The 16,045-nt window shown below is 63.3% G+C and carries 17 protein-coding genes, 3 tRNA genes and 1 pseudogene; 10 read left to right on the top strand and 11 right to left on the bottom strand.

What is annotated here, in order from left to right:
* Positions 1-6: 6 nt before the first annotated feature.
* The 3 genes from ACUXH0_RS11390 to ACUXH0_RS11380 form a co-directional block, all read right to left on the bottom strand.
* Positions 7-819 carry a TatD family hydrolase gene (locus tag ACUXH0_RS11390; RefSeq protein WP_012435254.1) on the bottom strand — a complete coding sequence of 271 codons (813 nt, stop codon included), beginning with the start codon at positions 817-819 and terminating at the stop codon, positions 7-9.
* 84 nt (positions 820-903) lie between these two features.
* Positions 904-1,632 carry a lipoprotein-releasing ABC transporter ATP-binding protein LolD gene (gene lolD, locus ACUXH0_RS11385; protein ID WP_004626109.1) on the bottom strand — a complete coding sequence of 243 codons (729 nt, stop codon included), beginning with the start codon at positions 1,630-1,632 and terminating at the stop codon, positions 904-906.
* On the bottom strand, positions 1,625-2,875 hold the full coding sequence (locus ACUXH0_RS11380; protein WP_012435253.1) for a lipoprotein-releasing ABC transporter permease subunit: 1,251 nt from the start codon (positions 2,873-2,875) through the stop codon (positions 1,625-1,627). Before ACUXH0_RS11380 ends, lolD begins: the two co-directional genes overlap by 8 nt.
* Before the next feature lie 71 nt (positions 2,876-2,946).
* On the opposite strand from ACUXH0_RS11380, the gene ACUXH0_RS11375 reads away from it, so the two are divergent.
* The 5 genes from ACUXH0_RS11375 to ACUXH0_RS11355 all read left to right on the top strand — a co-directional run bounded on the left by ACUXH0_RS11375 (position 2,947) and on the right by ACUXH0_RS11355 (position 6,598).
* The gene (locus ACUXH0_RS11375) at positions 2,947-4,026 is read left to right on the top strand and encodes a hypothetical protein (protein WP_182594874.1); all 1,080 of its coding nucleotides are present in this window, start codon (positions 2,947-2,949) and stop codon (positions 4,024-4,026) included.
* A gap of 12 nt (positions 4,027-4,038) precedes the next feature.
* A complete protein-coding gene (gene recJ / locus ACUXH0_RS11370; protein WP_182594873.1) occupies positions 4,039-5,733 on the top strand; it encodes a single-stranded-DNA-specific exonuclease RecJ in 1,695 nt (564 codons plus the stop codon).
* Between the two features lie 178 nt (positions 5,734-5,911).
* Positions 5,912-6,241 carry a ferredoxin FdxA gene (gene fdxA, locus ACUXH0_RS11365; RefSeq protein WP_004626101.1) on the top strand — a complete coding sequence of 110 codons (330 nt, stop codon included), beginning with the start codon at positions 5,912-5,914 and terminating at the stop codon, positions 6,239-6,241.
* A 111-nt stretch (positions 6,242-6,352) separates the two neighbouring features.
* A tRNA-Asn gene (locus ACUXH0_RS11360) sits at positions 6,353-6,428 on the top strand.
* Positions 6,429-6,507: 79 nt separating this feature from the next.
* A tRNA-Leu gene (locus ACUXH0_RS11355) sits at positions 6,508-6,598 on the top strand.
* Between the two features lie 38 nt (positions 6,599-6,636).
* On the opposite strand, the pseudogene ACUXH0_RS11350 reads toward ACUXH0_RS11355, so the two are convergent.
* Together ACUXH0_RS11350 and ACUXH0_RS11345 are read right to left on the bottom strand one after the other, a co-directional pair.
* Positions 6,637-7,370 (bottom strand): annotated as a pseudogene (locus ACUXH0_RS11350) (DUF899 domain-containing protein).
* A 148-nt stretch (positions 7,371-7,518) separates the two neighbouring features.
* Positions 7,519-8,622, bottom strand: a complete 1,104-nt coding sequence (locus ACUXH0_RS11345) for a YeiH family protein (RefSeq protein WP_182594872.1) — start codon at positions 8,620-8,622, stop codon at positions 7,519-7,521.
* Between the two features lie 92 nt (positions 8,623-8,714).
* Here ACUXH0_RS11345 and ACUXH0_RS11340 point away from each other — a divergent pair, with 92 nt between their 5' ends.
* The 5 genes from ACUXH0_RS11340 to ACUXH0_RS11320 all read left to right on the top strand — a co-directional run bounded on the left by ACUXH0_RS11340 (position 8,715) and on the right by ACUXH0_RS11320 (position 12,391).
* The gene (locus tag ACUXH0_RS11340; RefSeq protein ID WP_182594871.1) at positions 8,715-9,650 is read left to right on the top strand and encodes a LysR family transcriptional regulator; all 936 of its coding nucleotides are present in this window, start codon (positions 8,715-8,717) and stop codon (positions 9,648-9,650) included.
* A gap of 29 nt (positions 9,651-9,679) precedes the next feature.
* Positions 9,680-9,755 (top strand) — tRNA-Lys (locus ACUXH0_RS11335).
* A 138-nt stretch (positions 9,756-9,893) separates the two neighbouring features.
* Positions 9,894-10,772: an SGNH/GDSL hydrolase family protein gene (locus ACUXH0_RS11330; protein WP_182594870.1), complete on the top strand. Its 879-nt coding sequence runs from the start codon at positions 9,894-9,896 to the stop codon at positions 10,770-10,772.
* Positions 10,773-10,982: 210 nt separating this feature from the next.
* The gene (locus ACUXH0_RS11325) at positions 10,983-11,192 is read left to right on the top strand and encodes a hypothetical protein (RefSeq protein WP_259393770.1); all 210 of its coding nucleotides are present in this window, start codon (positions 10,983-10,985) and stop codon (positions 11,190-11,192) included.
* 224 nt (positions 11,193-11,416) lie between these two features.
* Positions 11,417-12,391, top strand: a complete 975-nt coding sequence (locus ACUXH0_RS11320; RefSeq protein ID WP_182594868.1) for an SGNH/GDSL hydrolase family protein — start codon at positions 11,417-11,419, stop codon at positions 12,389-12,391.
* 18 nt (positions 12,392-12,409) lie between these two features.
* On the opposite strand, the gene ACUXH0_RS11315 is transcribed toward ACUXH0_RS11320, so the two are convergent.
* The 6 genes from ACUXH0_RS11315 to ACUXH0_RS11290 form a co-directional block, all read right to left on the bottom strand.
* Positions 12,410-12,940 carry a DUF2514 family protein gene (locus ACUXH0_RS11315; RefSeq protein ID WP_182594867.1) on the bottom strand — a complete coding sequence of 177 codons (531 nt, stop codon included), beginning with the start codon at positions 12,938-12,940 and terminating at the stop codon, positions 12,410-12,412.
* The gene (locus ACUXH0_RS11310) at positions 12,937-13,422 is read right to left on the bottom strand and encodes a lysozyme (protein ID WP_310735958.1); all 486 of its coding nucleotides are present in this window, start codon (positions 13,420-13,422) and stop codon (positions 12,937-12,939) included. The genes ACUXH0_RS11315 and ACUXH0_RS11310 overlap by 4 nt, the downstream gene beginning before the upstream one ends.
* Complete coding sequence (locus tag ACUXH0_RS11305; protein ID WP_259393769.1) at positions 13,397-13,624, bottom strand: DUF7940 domain-containing protein; 228 nt, start codon at positions 13,622-13,624, stop codon at positions 13,397-13,399. Before ACUXH0_RS11305 ends, ACUXH0_RS11310 begins: the two co-directional genes overlap by 26 nt.
* The gene (locus tag ACUXH0_RS11300; RefSeq protein WP_182594865.1) at positions 13,621-13,992 is read right to left on the bottom strand and encodes a hypothetical protein; all 372 of its coding nucleotides are present in this window, start codon (positions 13,990-13,992) and stop codon (positions 13,621-13,623) included. Before ACUXH0_RS11300 ends, ACUXH0_RS11305 begins: the two co-directional genes overlap by 4 nt.
* A 76-nt stretch (positions 13,993-14,068) precedes the next feature.
* Positions 14,069-14,254, bottom strand: coding sequence for a hypothetical protein (locus tag ACUXH0_RS11295; RefSeq protein ID WP_182594884.1), 186 nt, complete (start codon positions 14,252-14,254; stop codon positions 14,069-14,071).
* An 11-nt stretch (positions 14,255-14,265) separates the two neighbouring features.
* A complete protein-coding gene (locus ACUXH0_RS11290; protein ID WP_182594864.1) occupies positions 14,266-16,035 on the bottom strand; it encodes a hypothetical protein in 1,770 nt (589 codons plus the stop codon).
* Between the last annotated feature and the right edge of the window lie 10 nt (positions 16,036-16,045).

The raw sequence follows: 16,045 nt of genomic DNA, 5'->3' as shown, positions 1-16,045 counted from the left end.
CGGGCGTCAGGCTTGCAGGAGCGCTTCCAGGCGGGGAATGGCGTCGATGCTGTTGCGGCGCGCCTGGTAGGCCAGCGCCTCAATGGAGATGCCGCGCAGTTGCGCCATCGCATCGGCAATGCGCGCGACTTCCGTGGGTACATTGCGCACACCGCCCTGCTCCCCGAATTGATCATCGGCCAGCCAGGCTGGCGCGAGGTCAGGCGCGTCGGTTTCCAGCACGATCGACTCGATCGGCAATTCCTGCGCCAGCCGACGCACGCGATTGGCGCGCGAAAAGGTAAAGACGCCGCCAAACCCCAGCTTGAAACCGGAATCGACAAAGCGATGCGCCTGTTCCGGGCTGCCGTTGAACGCATGCGCAATGCCGCGTACACCCGCCTTGGCCGCGGCGCTCTGTACCTGATCTTGCGACTTGCGCACGTGCATCAGCACAGGCAGGTCGAATTCGCGAGCGATGCGCAGTTGCGCACGGAACACGGCGTTCTGCCGTTCAATGTCGTAGTTGGGAATGAAGAAATCGAGGCCGATCTCGCCGACCGCCACAAAGCGCGGGTCGTCCATTGACGCGGCGACTTGGCGGCGCAGCTCGAGGAGGTCCTCTTCACTGGCCTGCGCGGCGTAGATCGGATGGATGCCCAGCGCATAACTGCAACCGGCATGCCGATGAGCCAGCGCCCGCACCGCGTCGAAATTCCAGCGTGCCACCGCCGGCACGACGATGTGGTTGACACCCGCTGCATGCGCCTGCGCGACGACCGCATCACGGTCGGCATCGAAGTCGCTGGCATCGAGGTGGCAATGGGTATCGATCCACATGGTCGGTTCAGCATTGGGGAAAGCGGCAACCTACCGGAAAGCGCGGTCTTGTGGAATCCGCCTTTTCCGATCATGCCGGCCGGCTTAGCGCTCCTGGTGCAGATGGCCGTCCCGCAGGCGGAAGATGCGATCGCAACGGCCGGCCAGCTCGATATCGTGCGTGACGATGACAAAGCTCGTGCCCAGCGTGCGCGTGAGTTCCAGCATCAGGTCAAACACTTCACCGGCAGTGTGATCGTCAAGGTTGCCGGTAGGCTCGTCAGCCAGCACGCAAGCCGGAGACCCGACCAGCGCGCGCGCAATCGCCACGCGCTGACGCTCGCCGCCGGACAGCTCACCCGGACGGTGTGCCGTGCGCGGGCCCAGACCCACGCGTTCGAGCATCGCCTGTGCGGTGTGGCGCGCTTGCGCTTCTTCCACGCCGCGAATGCGCAGCGGCATCGCGACGTTGTCCAGCGCGGTGAATTCCGGCAGCAGATGATGGAACTGATAGACGAAGCCCAGCGCCTGGTTGCGCAGCGTATTGCGCTCGCGCTCTTTCATGGCGGTGAAGGGCTTGCCGAGCAGGGAGACGCGGCCCGACGTCGGCTCATCCAGCCCGCCCAGCACGTGCAGCAGCGTGCTCTTGCCCGAGCCCGAGGCGCCGACGATGGCGACCTTCTCGCCCACGCCGATGCGGATATCCACGCCCTTGAGCACGTCGACGTTCAACCCGCCCTGGCGGAACGACTTGGACAGCCCTTCGGCTTGCACCACCCCACCCTGCGGCGCCGCGGCAGGCGCTTCCATCGAAGTCATGACGGCCTCACTCATAGCGCAGTGCCTCCGCCGGATTCACGCGCGAAGCGTGCCAGCTTGGATACAGCGTCGCCACCGACGCGAGGATGAAGGAAATGACGCCAATGGTTGCAATGTCGTTCACGCGGGGGTCCGAGGGCAGTTCGCTGATGAAATAGATGTCACGCGGCAGGAATTGCACGTGGAAAAGACGCTCGATGAAAGGGACGATCACGTCGATGTTGTAAGCGATGAGCGTGCCGAAGCCGACCCCCAGCAATGTGCCGATGAACCCGATCGCAACGCCCTGCACGATGAAGATCTTCATGATCGACGCGGGTTGTGCGCCCATGGTGCGCAGGATGGCGATGTCGGCCTGCTTGTCCGTCACCGTCATCACCAGTGTGGACACCAGGTTGAACGCGGCCACGGCGATGATCAGCGTGAGGATGATGAACATCATCTTCTTCTCGGTCTTCACGGCGGCAAACCAGTTGCGGTTCTGGCGCGACCAGTCGCGGATGTACAGCTCGCCGGACAACGTGCGCGACAGCGCTTCGGCCACCTGCGGGGCGCGGTCCATGTCGACCAGCTTCAGACGCACGCCGGTCGGGCCATCGAGGCGGAACAGTCGTTCGGCGTCTTCCATGTTGACGAGTGCGAGGGAGCTGTCGAACTCGTAGTGGCCCGACTCGAAGATGCCCGTCACCGTGAACTGCTTCAGGCGCGGCAACACGCCCGCCGGCGTGATGGTGCCCTGCGGCGCCACCAGCGTGACCTTGTCTCCCTGATGCACGCCCAGGCCGTTGGCCAGCTGGCTGCCCAGGGCGATGCCGAATTCGCCGGGTTTCAGATCGTCGATCGAGCCCGATTTGAAATCCTTGGCAATGTCCGACACCTTCGGCTCGTCCGCCGGCGACACGCCGCGCAGCAGCACGCCGCGCACCGCCTCGTCGCGCGTGATCATGGCCTGTGCGCCCACGTAGGGCGCCGCGCCGATGACTTCCTTGTTCTGCATCGCCTCATTGGCGGTACGCTGCCAGTCCGGCAGGCTGTTCGGCGCCATCACTTCGATATGCGCCAGCACCGAGAGCATGCGGTCTCGCACTTCCTTCTGGAAGCCGTTCATGACCGAAAGCACGATGATCAGCGCCGCCACCCCCAGCGCAATGCCGAGCATGGAGATGAGCGAAATGAAAGAGATGAAGCTATTGCGGCTGGCGCGCTTGCTTGCGCGCGTATACCGCCAGCCGATCTGCCATTCGTATGGAAGTTTCAAAGGGGGTTCCCCGTGGGTGTGATTTGTCCGGCTCACTGGCCGACAAGCCGGAAGTTTACAATCTCGGAGCCATGATTCCTGAACTCACCCTGATTGTCCCGTTTTGCGCGCCCGCTGCCGAGGTGGCGGATGACGCTTACCGTCAATTGACCTTGCCGGGCCTGGAAAGGTTGCTCGCGCGTGCGCGCGAAACGGAACGCGAGCGCCACGACGACGCCTACCTGCCCACGCTGCCGCACGAGCGCTGGCTGGCCAAGCATGCCGGGCTACCGATCTCTCCGCTGCCGTCGGCGCCATACATGCGCCTGGCGGACGGCGGCACCGCCGACACGCGCACCTGGGCCTGCCTGCAGCCGGTCCACATCCACGCCGCCCGAGACCATCTGGTGATGCTCGACCCGGCCCAGCTGCGCCTGGAAGCCGCCGACGCCGACGCGCTGCGCGCCGCCATCGCCCCCCTGGTTTCTGAGATGGGCATCACGCTCGATGCCACGCACGCCGCGCGCTGGTACGTCGCCGATTCGCCCTTTGGCGACCTCATTGCCGCCGCGCCGCAGCGCGCCACCGGCCACAACATCGACATCTGGCTGCACAAGGGCGAGCAGGAGCGCGCCTGGCGCAAGTTCCAGAACGAGATCCAGATGACGTGGTACGACCACCCCGTCAATCAGACGCGCGAGGCGCGCGGCCTGCTGCCGGTCAACTCGGTCTGGCTATTCGGCCAGGGCGCGCTGGTCGATGCCCGCCCCATTGCCGAGCGCATGATCGGCGCTGATCCGTTCTTCGCCGGCCTGTGTCACGCCGGCAACGCCACCGAACTCTGCGCTGAAACGCTGGCCGCCGTGCCATTCGACGACACGAGCGCCGCCGCGCTGCTGGGCGACGCCGGCAAGCCCTATCTTTCCGCCGACTGGTACGACTGGATCGAAACCCTGCGCGCCTACGATCGCGACTGGTTTGCCCCCGCCGCCGCTGCGCTGGCCGACGGCCGCATCGACGCCGTCTCGCTCGTGCTGACCGGCGACTCGCACTACGCACATTACCGCGTCACCCGCCGCGAACTCGCCAATGGCCCGTTCGGCTGGCTGCGCCGCTTCAGTCGCCCGCGCAGCTTGCGCGACGCGCTGTCCCCGCTTTCCATGGCCGCTTGAGCCTGATCCTGCATGACCCGCATCGCTGTCCGCTCACATTCCGCTGACGCCGCCACCACGCTGGCCGGCCACGGCATCCATCCTGTCCTGGCGCGCATCCTCGCTGCCCGGGGCGTCGCCCGGCCAGACGAACTGTCGACCGAGCTGACGGACCTGCTGCCCCCCGCGCAGCTCAAGGGCATTGACGACGCAGCGCGCTACCTGGGCGACGCCATCGCCGCCGGCAAGCGCCTGCTGATCATTGCCGACTACGACTGCGACGGCGCTACCGCCTGCGCCGTGGGCGTACGCGGCTTGCGCATGCTCGGCGCGCAGGTCAGCTACATCGTCCCGAACCGCTTCGAGTTCGGCTACGGCCTGTCGCCCGAAATCGTCGCCCTGGCCGCGCGCGAGAAGCCGGACGTGCTGGTCACCGTCGACAACGGCATCGCAGATGTGGCGGGCGTGGCGGCCGCCAACGCGCTGGGTATCGACGTGGTCGTGACGGACCACCACATGCCCGGGGCGCAGTTGCCCGAGGCGCGCGTGATCGTCAATCCGAACCAGCCGGGCTGCGACTTCCCGAGCAAGAACCTGGCGGGCGTGGGCGTGATGTTCTACGTGCTGCTGGCACTGCGGGCGGAATTGCGTAAGCGCGGTGTGTTCACGCCGCAGGATCAGCCACGCCTCGATGCCCTGCTCGACCTGGTGGCACTCGGCACCGTGGCCGACGTGGTCAAGCTCGACGCCAACAACCGCCTGCTGGTCGCGCAGGGCCTCAGGCGCATGCGTGCGGGACGCATGTGCCCGGGCATCGCCGCGCTGTTCCGCGTGGCCGGTCGCGAGGCGCGCCGCGCGTCGACGTTCGACCTCGGCTTCGGCCTCGGCCCGCGCCTGAACGCCGCTGGGCGCTTGGCCGATATGTCGCTCGGCATCGAATGCCTGCTCACCGACGACTACGACCGCGCCATGTCCATCGCCGCCGAACTTGACGGCATGAACCGCGAGCGCCGCGAGATCGAAGCCGGCATGCAGCAGGAAGCGCTCGCCATCCTCGACAGCATGAACGCCATCGATGGCGCCGGCCGCCACACCATCGCGGTCTACAACGAGACGTGGCACCAGGGCGTGATTGGCATCGTCGCGTCGCGCATCAAGGACAAGTTCCACCGCCCGGTGTTCACCTTCGCGCCCGGCGACGACGGCGTCATCAAGGGGTCGGGCCGTTCGATTCCAGGCTTCCACCTGCGCGATGCGCTGGACGCCGTCCACAAGCGCAGCCCCGGGCTGATCGTCAAGTTCGGGGGCCACGCCATGGCAGCGGGGCTCACGCTGCGTGAAGACGGCTTCGAGACATTCGTCGCCACCTTCGAGGCCGTCGGCCGCGAATGGTTGACCGAGGCGCTGCTCTCGCGCGTGCTCGAAACCGATGGCGAAGCCGACCCCGAATGTTTCACGCCGCAGTTCGTCGAGCTGCTCGAAACCCAGGTCTGGGGCCAGGGCTTTCCGGCGCCAAGCTTCTGCGGCGAGTTCGACGTGCTATCGCAGGCGGTGCTGAAAGACAAGCACCTGAAGCTCAAGCTCGGCCGCGGCAAGCAGCATTTCGACGCGATCTGGTTCAACCACGCAGAGCCGCTCGGCGCCTCGGCGTACGTGGCCTACCGGCTCGACAACAACACGTTCAATGGCATCACGCGCGTGCAGATGGTGATCGAGCACGCGCAATAGCGGATTGGACAAACCTTGCGCCAACGCATAAATACATGCCAAAACTGTCTGACGGTGCGAAGATGACGCAGCAATCGGGCACGGCCGGTGCGTTACAATGCGAGACTGCCGGCATGGAAACGCCCAAGCATCCATGACCGCGCGCCCCACGAATTCCTAGCACCAACTTCCAAGCGAAATGACTCACGTCGTTACCGAAAGCTGTGTCCGCTGCAAGTACACCGACTGCGTGGACGTCTGCCCCGTCGACTGCTTCCGCGAAGGCCCGAACTTCCTGACGATTGATCCGGACGAGTGCATCGACTGTGCCGTCTGCGTGGCCGAGTGCCCGGTCAACGCCATCTACGCCGAAGAAGACGTGCCCGCCGATCAGCAGAAGTGGATCGCCATCAATGTCGAGCTTGCACAAGCCGGCTGGCCGTCCATCACCAAGACCAAGCAACCCTTGCCCGACGCCGACGACTGGAAGGACGTGAAGGACAAGGAGCAGTACCTCGACCGCGGCTGAACGCGGTTGAACGAACTTGCCCGGCACACTTTTTGTAGTGCATCGCAAAAAAAGGTATTGACGGGCAGATCGAAAACTAGCTAGAATTCATTTCTTCGCTGTTGCAGCGATTCCCCGATAGCTCAGTCGGTAGAGCGCCGGACTGTTAATCCGTAGGTCCCTGGTTCGAGCCCAGGTCGGGGAGCCAAAATAACAAAACGCCTCGCTTCGTGCGGGGCGTTTTCATTTGTGGCATCGATGCGTGTATTGTCTGCATCGATCGTCATGCCCGGATGGTGAAATTGGTAGACACCGCGGACTTAAAATCCGCTGCGCCCTAATCGGCGCGTGCCGGTTCGATCCCGGCTCCGGGCACCAATCCCCTCTTTGCTCTTCCCCTCTTCCGCTCCAGCGTGTTACGTCGCGCAGCATGCGTGCGCCTTCGGCGCGTCTTCGTATTCATCGTGACGGCGCACCCATGACATGGGGCCGGTCTCGTTGCGGCCGAGCGGCGCGCGGTCAAGTAGCAGCAGTGTCCCTAGCATGTCTTCCAAGCCGCGCGCATACGTCGAGTACGTGTGGAAGACATTGCCCGCCTCGTCCTTGTAAAACGCGCTCATTCCGGGCAACTCGTCGTGGGCGTCTTCACGGGGCGTTGCCGTGTAGTTGTAGTCGACCGAGCGCTTGCGAGTTCGTCTTGCGAGAAGCTCACCCGGTAGTCGTGGTTGAACGCCGTACCGAACGACGACACCCACGGGAATTGCCAGCCCATGCGCTTCTTGTAGGCCGCGATTTTGTCGATCGGCGCGCGAGATACGGCGACGAACGTCACGTCATGGTGGTTCAGATGCGTGAGCATTCCGCCAATATGGTCGGACAGGAAGGAGCACCCGGGACAGCCCGCGCCCCAGTCGGGGCCGAGCATGAAGTGGTAGACCATCAACTGGCTGCGACCGTCGAACAACTCGGCCAGCGTCTTCTTGCCTTCCGGCGAGTCAAATTCGTATTCCGTATCGACCTTGACCCACGGCAGCGCCTGGCGCTCGGCGTTGATGGCGTCGCGCAGATGGATGGCCTCCTTCTCGCGAGCCAGCAGCGCCCTGCGTTTGATGAGCCATTCGTCTCTGGAAACTACGGGATGCGCTTGCATGATCGCCCCTTTGTCTAAGACCCCGGACTCCATACTAGGTGGCGTCACGCGAATGAAAAGCCGCGGCGCACAAGTCGCCAACCGGATGCGACTTGCGCGCCATGGAAGAGAATCAGCCGCCTCGGCGCATGTCATTTCAGGTGCCGGATCAGCCCACCAGCCAGCGCACGCCCACATTGATGAGCGCGCCGCCACCCACCAGACCAACCCACAGCACAGCGGCGCACAGCAGCGGTCGCACACCGGACTTCAGCAGCATCGGCACATGCGTTTGTGTGCCGATGGCAAACATCGCGCAGGCCAGCATGGCGGTGTCGATGGCGTCGATGGGGGCATGCCATGCGACTGGGATCGCACCAGCGGAATTCAGCAGCGTCACGATCAGCAGGCCCACCGCAAACCAGGGCATCGCCTTCCAGGCATGGCCGGCGGCTTTGCGAAGCGCGTTCCCGGGAGACGCCGAAGCGCAAGCCTGACCTTCAGCGGGCGTTGTGCACGCCAGTACCACGAGCAACGGAGCCAGCGCCAGCACACGCACCATCTTGCTGACGACGGCGGCGTTGGTGGCGTCGTCGCCCAACGGACGCGCTGCGGCAATCACCTGCGCGACCTCGTGCACCGTCGAGCCGATGTAGACGCCAAAGTACTCCGGCGCGATGGCCACACCGGCATGCGCAACAAGCGCGTACAGCCACGGATACAGAAAAATGCCGATCGTGCCGAACAGCACCACGCTGGCGATTGCCACGGCGGTTTCGCGCGGCGACGCCTTTACCGCTGGCGCAACGGCCAGCACAGCCGCCGCCCCACACACCGCACTCCCGGCCGCCACTAGGACGGCTTGCGAGCGCGTCAGGCGAAACCAACGCGTGCCGATCCACGTACCGGCCAGCATCGTCGCGGCCAATACCACCAGCGGAATCACCACGCCCGAGGTCCCGAGATCCTGGATCTGCGCCAGCGTCAGCCGAGCGCCGTAGAGAATCACGCCGGCACGCAGCAAAGTATGTCGCGCAAACTGGATCGCCCCCGGCGTCAGCCAACGCTGGTGCCCAGGCACATGGCCCACGGCCATGCCGAGCAGGATGGCAAGCGTCAATGCGCTTAAGCCCAGATGCCCAGCCCACGGCATTGCGCCGAGCGCCACCGCGACGCCCGCGCACCCGAACAGCACCGCCACGCCGGCAAGAGTTCGCCCATCGAACCCCGCTGCCATGCTCTGGGGTGCCAGCTGTTTCTGTGCAATCGTCATCACATTTGCCTTGCTTATTCACTATACGCATAACGATATGCAGTCCGTGATAACATGTAAAACAGGTAATTTTTGTAATTTCAACCACTTTTATGGATAACAAAGCGCCTCGCGTCACACTACGTCAGTGGGCTGTCTTCGCGGCCATCGCGCAGAGTGAGACGACCACCGCTGCCGGCGAAGCTCTTGGCCTGTCGCAATCGGCCGTCAGCGCGGCTCTGGCAGAGCTGGAATCCACGCTGGGGCATCCGCTGTTTGATCGGCACGCACGGCGCCTGCATCTGAATGCGCTGGGCCGGCAACTATTGCTGCAAGCGCAGGCACTGCTCGATCACGCCGATGCGCTGGAACACGCAACCGCCCAGCCGAACGTGCGCCTGAAGCTCGCGGCCAGCAGCACGATCGGCAACTATGTGCTGCCCGCCCTCCTCGCAGGCTTCCGGCACGACATCGCGCCGGACAGCCAGCTCGACGTGCTGATCGGCAACACGCAGGACGTGGTCGATGCCGTGCAACGCTTCGAGGTGGACATCGGCCTGATAGAAGGCACCTGCCGCGGCGAGGCACTGGAGATCGAAACGTGGATCGACGATGAGATGGTGATCGTGGCCGCGCCGGGGCACCCGCTCACCCAAGGGACCGAGCCGGTCTCACACGCGGCGCTGCGCGAGGCGGGCTGGCTCATGCGCGAACCCGGCTCCGGCACGCGCGAACTGATCGACAGCCGGATTGCCTCGGTGGTGGGACCGCTGCATGTGGCGCTCGAACTCGGCCACTCCGAGGCCATTCAGCGCACGGTGGCGGCGGGCTACGGCATCAGTTGCCTGTCGCGCCACGTAGTGGCCGACGCGTTGCGAGACGGCCGGCTGGTCGAGGTGAACAGCGGCTTGCCGCGCATCGCGCGGCCCCTGCTCATCGTGCGCCATCGGGACAAGCATCCGACGCACGGGCTCACGCAATTCATCGACGTGCTACGCGGCTACAGAGCCGATTCGAAAAAATTCACGCAAAGGACTAGCGCGATCTGAAAAAGGTTGATATAGTCTCGTTTCTTCGCGGGGCGTTAGCTCAGTTGGTAGAGCAGCGGACTCTTAATCCGTAGGTCGAGTGTTCGAGTCACTCACGCCCCACCAGTATTTGAAAGGGTTTCCAGGCAACTGGAAACCCTTTTGCTTTTCCGCAATCCGATGGCTTTTCCGCAAAAGCTAATCGCGACCTAGCCGCAGTACCCCTGTGGCATCATCCTGCCAAAGCAACAACGACGGCAGAAAATGAAGAACATCCTATGGGGGATCGCTGCGGCGATCATTCTGGCCGCGTGTGTGCAGGCCAAACAAGAACCGATCACAACGCCCGGCGATAGGACTGCCATTCAGGCCGCCATCGCGCGCGGCGAGGCAACCGTCGTATTCGTCGGCGACTCCATCACGGCAGGCGCTGACGTGCCATACCGCTGGTCGTGGGCACCTCTGTTCGCTGCGGATCTCCAGGCGGCCCACCCGAACGTGCGGTTCAAATTCATCAACCTGTCGCTGCCCGGCCGCAGCCTCGTGCAGGCGCTCGACGACAAGTACGTCGCCCAGGATCATGAAGTGCCAGCGCCTCAGGGCTACTACATGCCGCGCGGAGACACGAGCCTGTGGCCGCAAGGTTCGCAGCCGGGCCAGTCGTGGAAACAGGCGGTGCTCGCACAAAACCCCGATCTGGTCGTGATCGCATTCGGCATGAATGACGTGAGCGGAGACGGCGAGGCGTTTCACAAGGTGAGCACCTGGCTGGCGGCTACGTACCAGCAGGCGCCGTCTCATCCCTCGATCGCCATGGTGGCGACTATCCTGCCGTCACGCAGCGCCACGGACTACCAAGGCAAGGAATCGAACATCGACAAGGCCGCGCAGGCCGCCCGCGATTCGGCAGCAGAGGTGCATGCCACGCTGATTGACGCCAACGCCTTCCAGAAGTGGATGCGGGAAGGAAAGCCGCATTACGCGCTTGGCCTGCTGGGCGGCGCTGACGCGGCATTGCTTGGCGGCTTCCTGATCGGCGGCAATGGCATCAACCATCCGTCGATCATCGGTCACCGACTGATCTATCGGCAGGCCTATCAGCCCCTGCTGAGCGCACTGAAACCGGCATCGGAATCGAAATAACACGGGCTTGACAATGTACCTCACGGGTACTAGTCTTGGCTTCACTGAGCCGCGCAATTCGCGTGGTTCGATACTCCGAAAGGAATGCCACCGTGAAAACCGAATTTCTCGCGCGTGTCCGCGCCTGCTGGATCTCCAATGCCCTACGTACCGCCGTCTCCGGAGCAACTGGAAAAGTTGAAACAAGAGTTGGGGCTGAGCAGCGGCGCAATGGCCCAGCTCTTCGCTCTGGCGAACGGCCGGCAATGGCGGCGGTATCTGTCGGAAGACCCGAACAACCGCCGCGACATGGGTCTGCACATGCTGTTCTTCGGAGCTGCGCACCTCGTGCTCGACAAGAAGACCCTCGATCGCATCTATGCCGAGATGAAGCGCATCGGAGCCTCGTACGATCCGGATTCCGAGCAGGTCTCGGACTAGCGTTTGCCGCAGCGTTGCTGGGCCTTTCCGCATGCGGCGGTGGCGAAGAAGCCGCAAGCCAAGCTGCAGCCCCGGCAACCCCTCCCGTCTCTACAGCAACCCCGCCAGCCCCCTCGAAGCCCGCAGTCACCACGGCAACCGATTTCACGAAGTTCCAGGCCGCGCCAGCGGTCTCGGTTGGCGGGTGGTATTGGTCCGATCAAATCGTCCGTGACGAATCGGTGTTGCCGATCTCTGGCAAGACGAACTACACGCTGGCGCGCGACATCGTGCGCATCGTGAGCGTGCGCAACCGGCAAACAGGCCAAACCTACACGCCCATCACGGATTACACCGCCGTCAACGGCCAGCTCGTAATCCCAGCCGGGTCGCAGATTCCGGTCGTGCCGGCCGCCTGGACAAGCACCCCGCCCGACAATAACCAATACAACGTGGTCCGGGCAGACGGCACGCCGATTCGGGTGTCGCACGACTATCAGTACCACCAGATCGAAGTCACATATGAAGGAAAAGCCTACGGCGGCACCTACGTGAATTCGCCAGGCGCACAGACCACGCTGGCGAAGCTTGCCGCCGGCCAAAGGGTCGCAATCACCTTCGTGGGCGATAGCATCACGTATGGGAGCGATACAACCTGGGAATTGAACATCGAGCCTCGACAGCGCGGCTGGGCCGACCTTGTATCGATGCACCTTGCATCCCTGCATTCCGCCCAGGTGTTCTATCGCAACTGGGCGATCCCGAGCACCGTGTCGCTGGCCGGCTCCAACATGGCAGCGTCCTGGCTGGGTGACACGCCTTCCGACCTTGTGGTGATTGCCTATGGCATGAACGACGCGGGATTGGGCGTCTCAGGCGCAGACTTTGAGGCGCATCTGCGCACCATGATCTCGGCCGCGCGTACAGCGAACCCCAATGCCGAAGTGGTGCTCGTATGCAGTTGGCCGAGCAATCCCGAGGCCAGTCCGCTCAACTGGACGCCGCTCGGATGGTATTACTCGGCGATCAACCGCATCGCCTATGACACGCCCGGGGTGCTGATCGCGAACATGACCTCGGCGACCTGGGATTACCTCCTGACGCGCAAGTCGTTCTACGACATAACGGCCAACGGCGTGAACCACCCGAGCGACTGGATGCACGTCGTCTATGCGCAGGTTGTGCTGGGGACGATCTTGGGGGTGCCGGTCCCGAACTGAGCGGGGCCCGGCGTTCTCTCAATGAGAGGCCGTCAAGGCGTCGTAGTCGCGCTCGCAGGTGAGCCCGGCGACCCTGAGTCGGTCGGCGTAGCCAGCCAGCTCTCCCGAAGTTTGGTCAGACCGGCTGAGCACGTTGACGAGCACATCGAGGGGGTCGCCACCAGGCTGACTCGAGCCTGCGCCGGCAGCGGCGGAATGGCCGGCTGCGCGGGCGGCGGCGACAAGTCGGGCGACTCGTGCGCGCAGGCTGTCAGCAGCAGCGCCGGCAGCAACAGCATCAGCGGCAGCAGCCGCAGCTTGTTTCGTGGCGTCATTTGCGATCTCCGCTTGGGCTTTGGTGCGCCGCTGCTCCTCGGCGCGAGCGGCCTGCACATCGGCGAGGCGCTTCTCTTCGGCCGCTTCCTTAGCCGCATCGAACTGCTGCTGCACGTGGGCAGCACCGGCTTCATATCCTTGCTTGTAGATGTGGTGGTGCAGCGCCGTCAGGCCGAGCAGCACACCTACGGCAATGGCGGCGATACCGCCCCACTTCACCCAATCGATGGTCATGCCTTGGCCCTCCCCTCGCACAGCTCGCGCTCTGCCTGGCGGCGGCGCACAAGACCCGGAAGCACCTGACCACCGGCCCGAACCCATTTCGAAAGCTCGGCACATGCGCCGGCCACGTCCCCTGCATTGGCCTTGCGCGCGAGCGTGCTTTTGCAGACCGCGCCCACGCCCACGTTGTAGGCCAGATCCACAAACGCGATCTTCTGGCCAGGGGTCAGCGGCGCCTTGATGCACGCCATGACGCCCTCAGCGTGGCTGGCCAGATCGCGATCGAGCTGTGCGCGGCATTCTTCTGGGGTGTAGGTCTTGCCCCACGCCGCATCTTCGGTGGCGCCCGTGCAATAGGTCAGCACGCCGATCGGATCGCGGTAGGTGGTGAGCTTCGTACCCTCAAACTTAGGCACGATGGCTAGCAAGCCGGCCGCCGCCGCGGTGCCGACGATGGTGGCGAGCGATTTAGTCGGGAGTTTTTGTGCGGGCACGTTTGGGCTCCTGCTTGATGAGGCGCACGACAAAGCTGCCGGCGAAGACGACGCCTGTAAGGATCGCCAGATAGCGGGCAGGCAGCACGTCGCGGATCTGGTCATACATCACGGCGTAGGTGGTCGAGAGCGCCACGCCCACGGCGTTGATCTGCTGCGAGTACAGGCGGTAACACCGATGCCATTCATCGATCAGCTTCATTTCGTACGCTCCTGGGTGACACGTTCGAGAACAGAGACACGAGCAGCTAGGTCACGGAAGTTCCCGTATTGCGTGGCCGCCCAGCCAAGCACACCTATGCATGCGAGCAGCGCCGTACCGATGAGCTTCCACATGCGGCTGTGAACATCCATCTGGGATGACAGCTTTCCAATCTCGGTTTTGGTTGCGTCGCTCACCTCGAAGAGCCGGTTCGTCTTGCCATCGATGGTGTTCACCCGCTCCTGCAGCGCTGCCATCAGCACAACGCCCTGATTGACGGACGCCAACTGCCCCTTCATTTCCTTCAAATCGTCGATCGCGTGGCTGACGCGCTCGGTGAGCACCTGCACTGCGGCATCAGTTGCCATTTCTTCACTCACTGGTTATCCCCCAAGCTGACGAACTGTCTTTCTTTGAAGTGCATCTGTTGTCTCAAAATCGGGTTCAGCCTGGGCTCGGCAGGAACGCTTGAAACTGCGCAGACTGCCCGTTATAGAAAGTCGCGTAGCGCTTATCGGCTGTGTCGATCTCTGCCTGATTGGGATACACATCCGGGTCTTGTGGTGCACCGAAATAGGCGGTGATTGCCGTTTGCTTCGCATCGGTGAACTGGACAATGATCGTTGCCATTCTTTTCCTCGTTAGAACTGATACGCACAAGCGTAGATTTGATAGGTCGGCGTTCCTGAGGCGACCGTCGATACCCAATACAGCGTCTGCGCTGTAATCAGGTCGATCGCATAGTTGTTCGCATATCCCAGGCTGGCTGATGAGATCCCGTAGCTAAATGCCTGCAGCCCTGTGTTGCTGGCATCCGCGCTCAGATTGAGCGTGAGCAAACCTGTTGCGGAGCTGGTGATGTTGGTGGAGCCGCGAACTGATGTGGCATTGGGCGGAACAGCGCTTGCCAGCGAGATAGATGCCGGAGACGCCTGCGCAGTGCTGGAGCTGAGATAAAGGATCGTGGGAAACGACACCCAGCGGTCTCGTTGGCTGCCGATCTTGAACTGCCCGCTGCCGTTTGTCGGCCATACAGACACCAGACCTGTCGCCGTATAACCAGACGGTCGGTTACCACCGCCATAGACATTCCCGACTGCTGACGACGTTGCGTTCTGGCAGAACAAGCCGACTGCATTGGTTGCCGGGTTATAGGCCAAATAGAGGGCGCCATATCCGTTAGCCGGGGGCGACCCAGTGTCCATCCCGCCAATGCCGACGCCTGCAGTGTTGACAGACACGTTGACATTTGAAAGCGTGTACGCCATCCCGCCCAGGCCCGTTTCCACAACGACCTCATCCGCTGTGAAAGTGAGCGTTTGAGTAGCAGCCGAAACTGTGATCTTAGCGTTACGCATCGAGCCGGCAATGCTCACCTTCGGCGCGACCGGATCAAGCACAACCAGATCCGTGCCGTCATAGACCACATCCGACGACCAACCCGATGCCGGAATCACCGCCGGCTGCTTCACGCCGTTGGCGTCATACTGCTTGAGATTCTTCACACCCAAGCCGCTGATGTTCATCGTGTTGCTGCCCGTCGTGCCGGCCGCATTGAACGTCACGCTGAAGCGTTGATTCGTTGCGTATGCGGTAATGGCCGGCGAAGGCGTCAAGGTGTAGCTCGGCGCAGTGCCGGCGGTCGTGAACGCCGTCCCTGCCTGAGTCTGTACTTGCCCCAATTGCACGGGGTTCGTGCTGGTCGTGGCTGCCGCCACGTTCATCTGCTCATTCAACTGCACGATATTCGTGCCGTCGCAGGCAATGCGCGAAAGCACCCCGCCCTGCGCCACCGTCACGCCGGTGCCAGATGCTGTCTTGCAGGTGACGGTGAAACTGCCCGTCGTGTTGTTGACGACCTCCCAGTTCCGCAACCAAGTGGGAAAGATGATCTGGATGTTGCCCGTCAACGTGCCGGCCAGCGTGATCTTATTCTTGGCAGCCTGTGCAGGCGTGAGCGTGACGTTGGCGTTTGTGAGGCCACCAAGCGCAGTGATGCCATAGGTGCGGCCCGGCACCCACTTCGTACCGGGTCCCGTATCAGGGTTGTCGGTATTGTTGTCGTTCAGGCTTACCCAGCTTCCCTGCAGATCTGCACTCATCAGCTCGGCGCCGCTCGGGTAGCCACCGACGTTCACGTCCGCCGCAAACGAGGAACTGAAGCCATACAGACCGCCCGCATGCGACCAGCGGGTCGACTGGGTGATCATGTACAGAATCCCGTTCATGTCGAGACCTGCAGGTGGGATGCCGCCAGCCACGAGAGGCGTGCGCGTCGCAGGCGGGAAACCATCCGTGAACGATGCCCCACCGGGGTTACCGGGAAGCTGTGAGGCCTCCGGGATGGTGTTCTTGCCGCCGCCCGATGCGAACGGAAGTGGGATCAGAGTCGGTGTTTGGCTCGACTGCATGTCAATTTCC

This window comes from Ralstonia sp. 110700041-2 (assembly GCF_056280165.1).
Note: the sequence above shows the minus strand (reverse complement) of the source record. Positions and strands in the feature narration are given on the sequence as shown.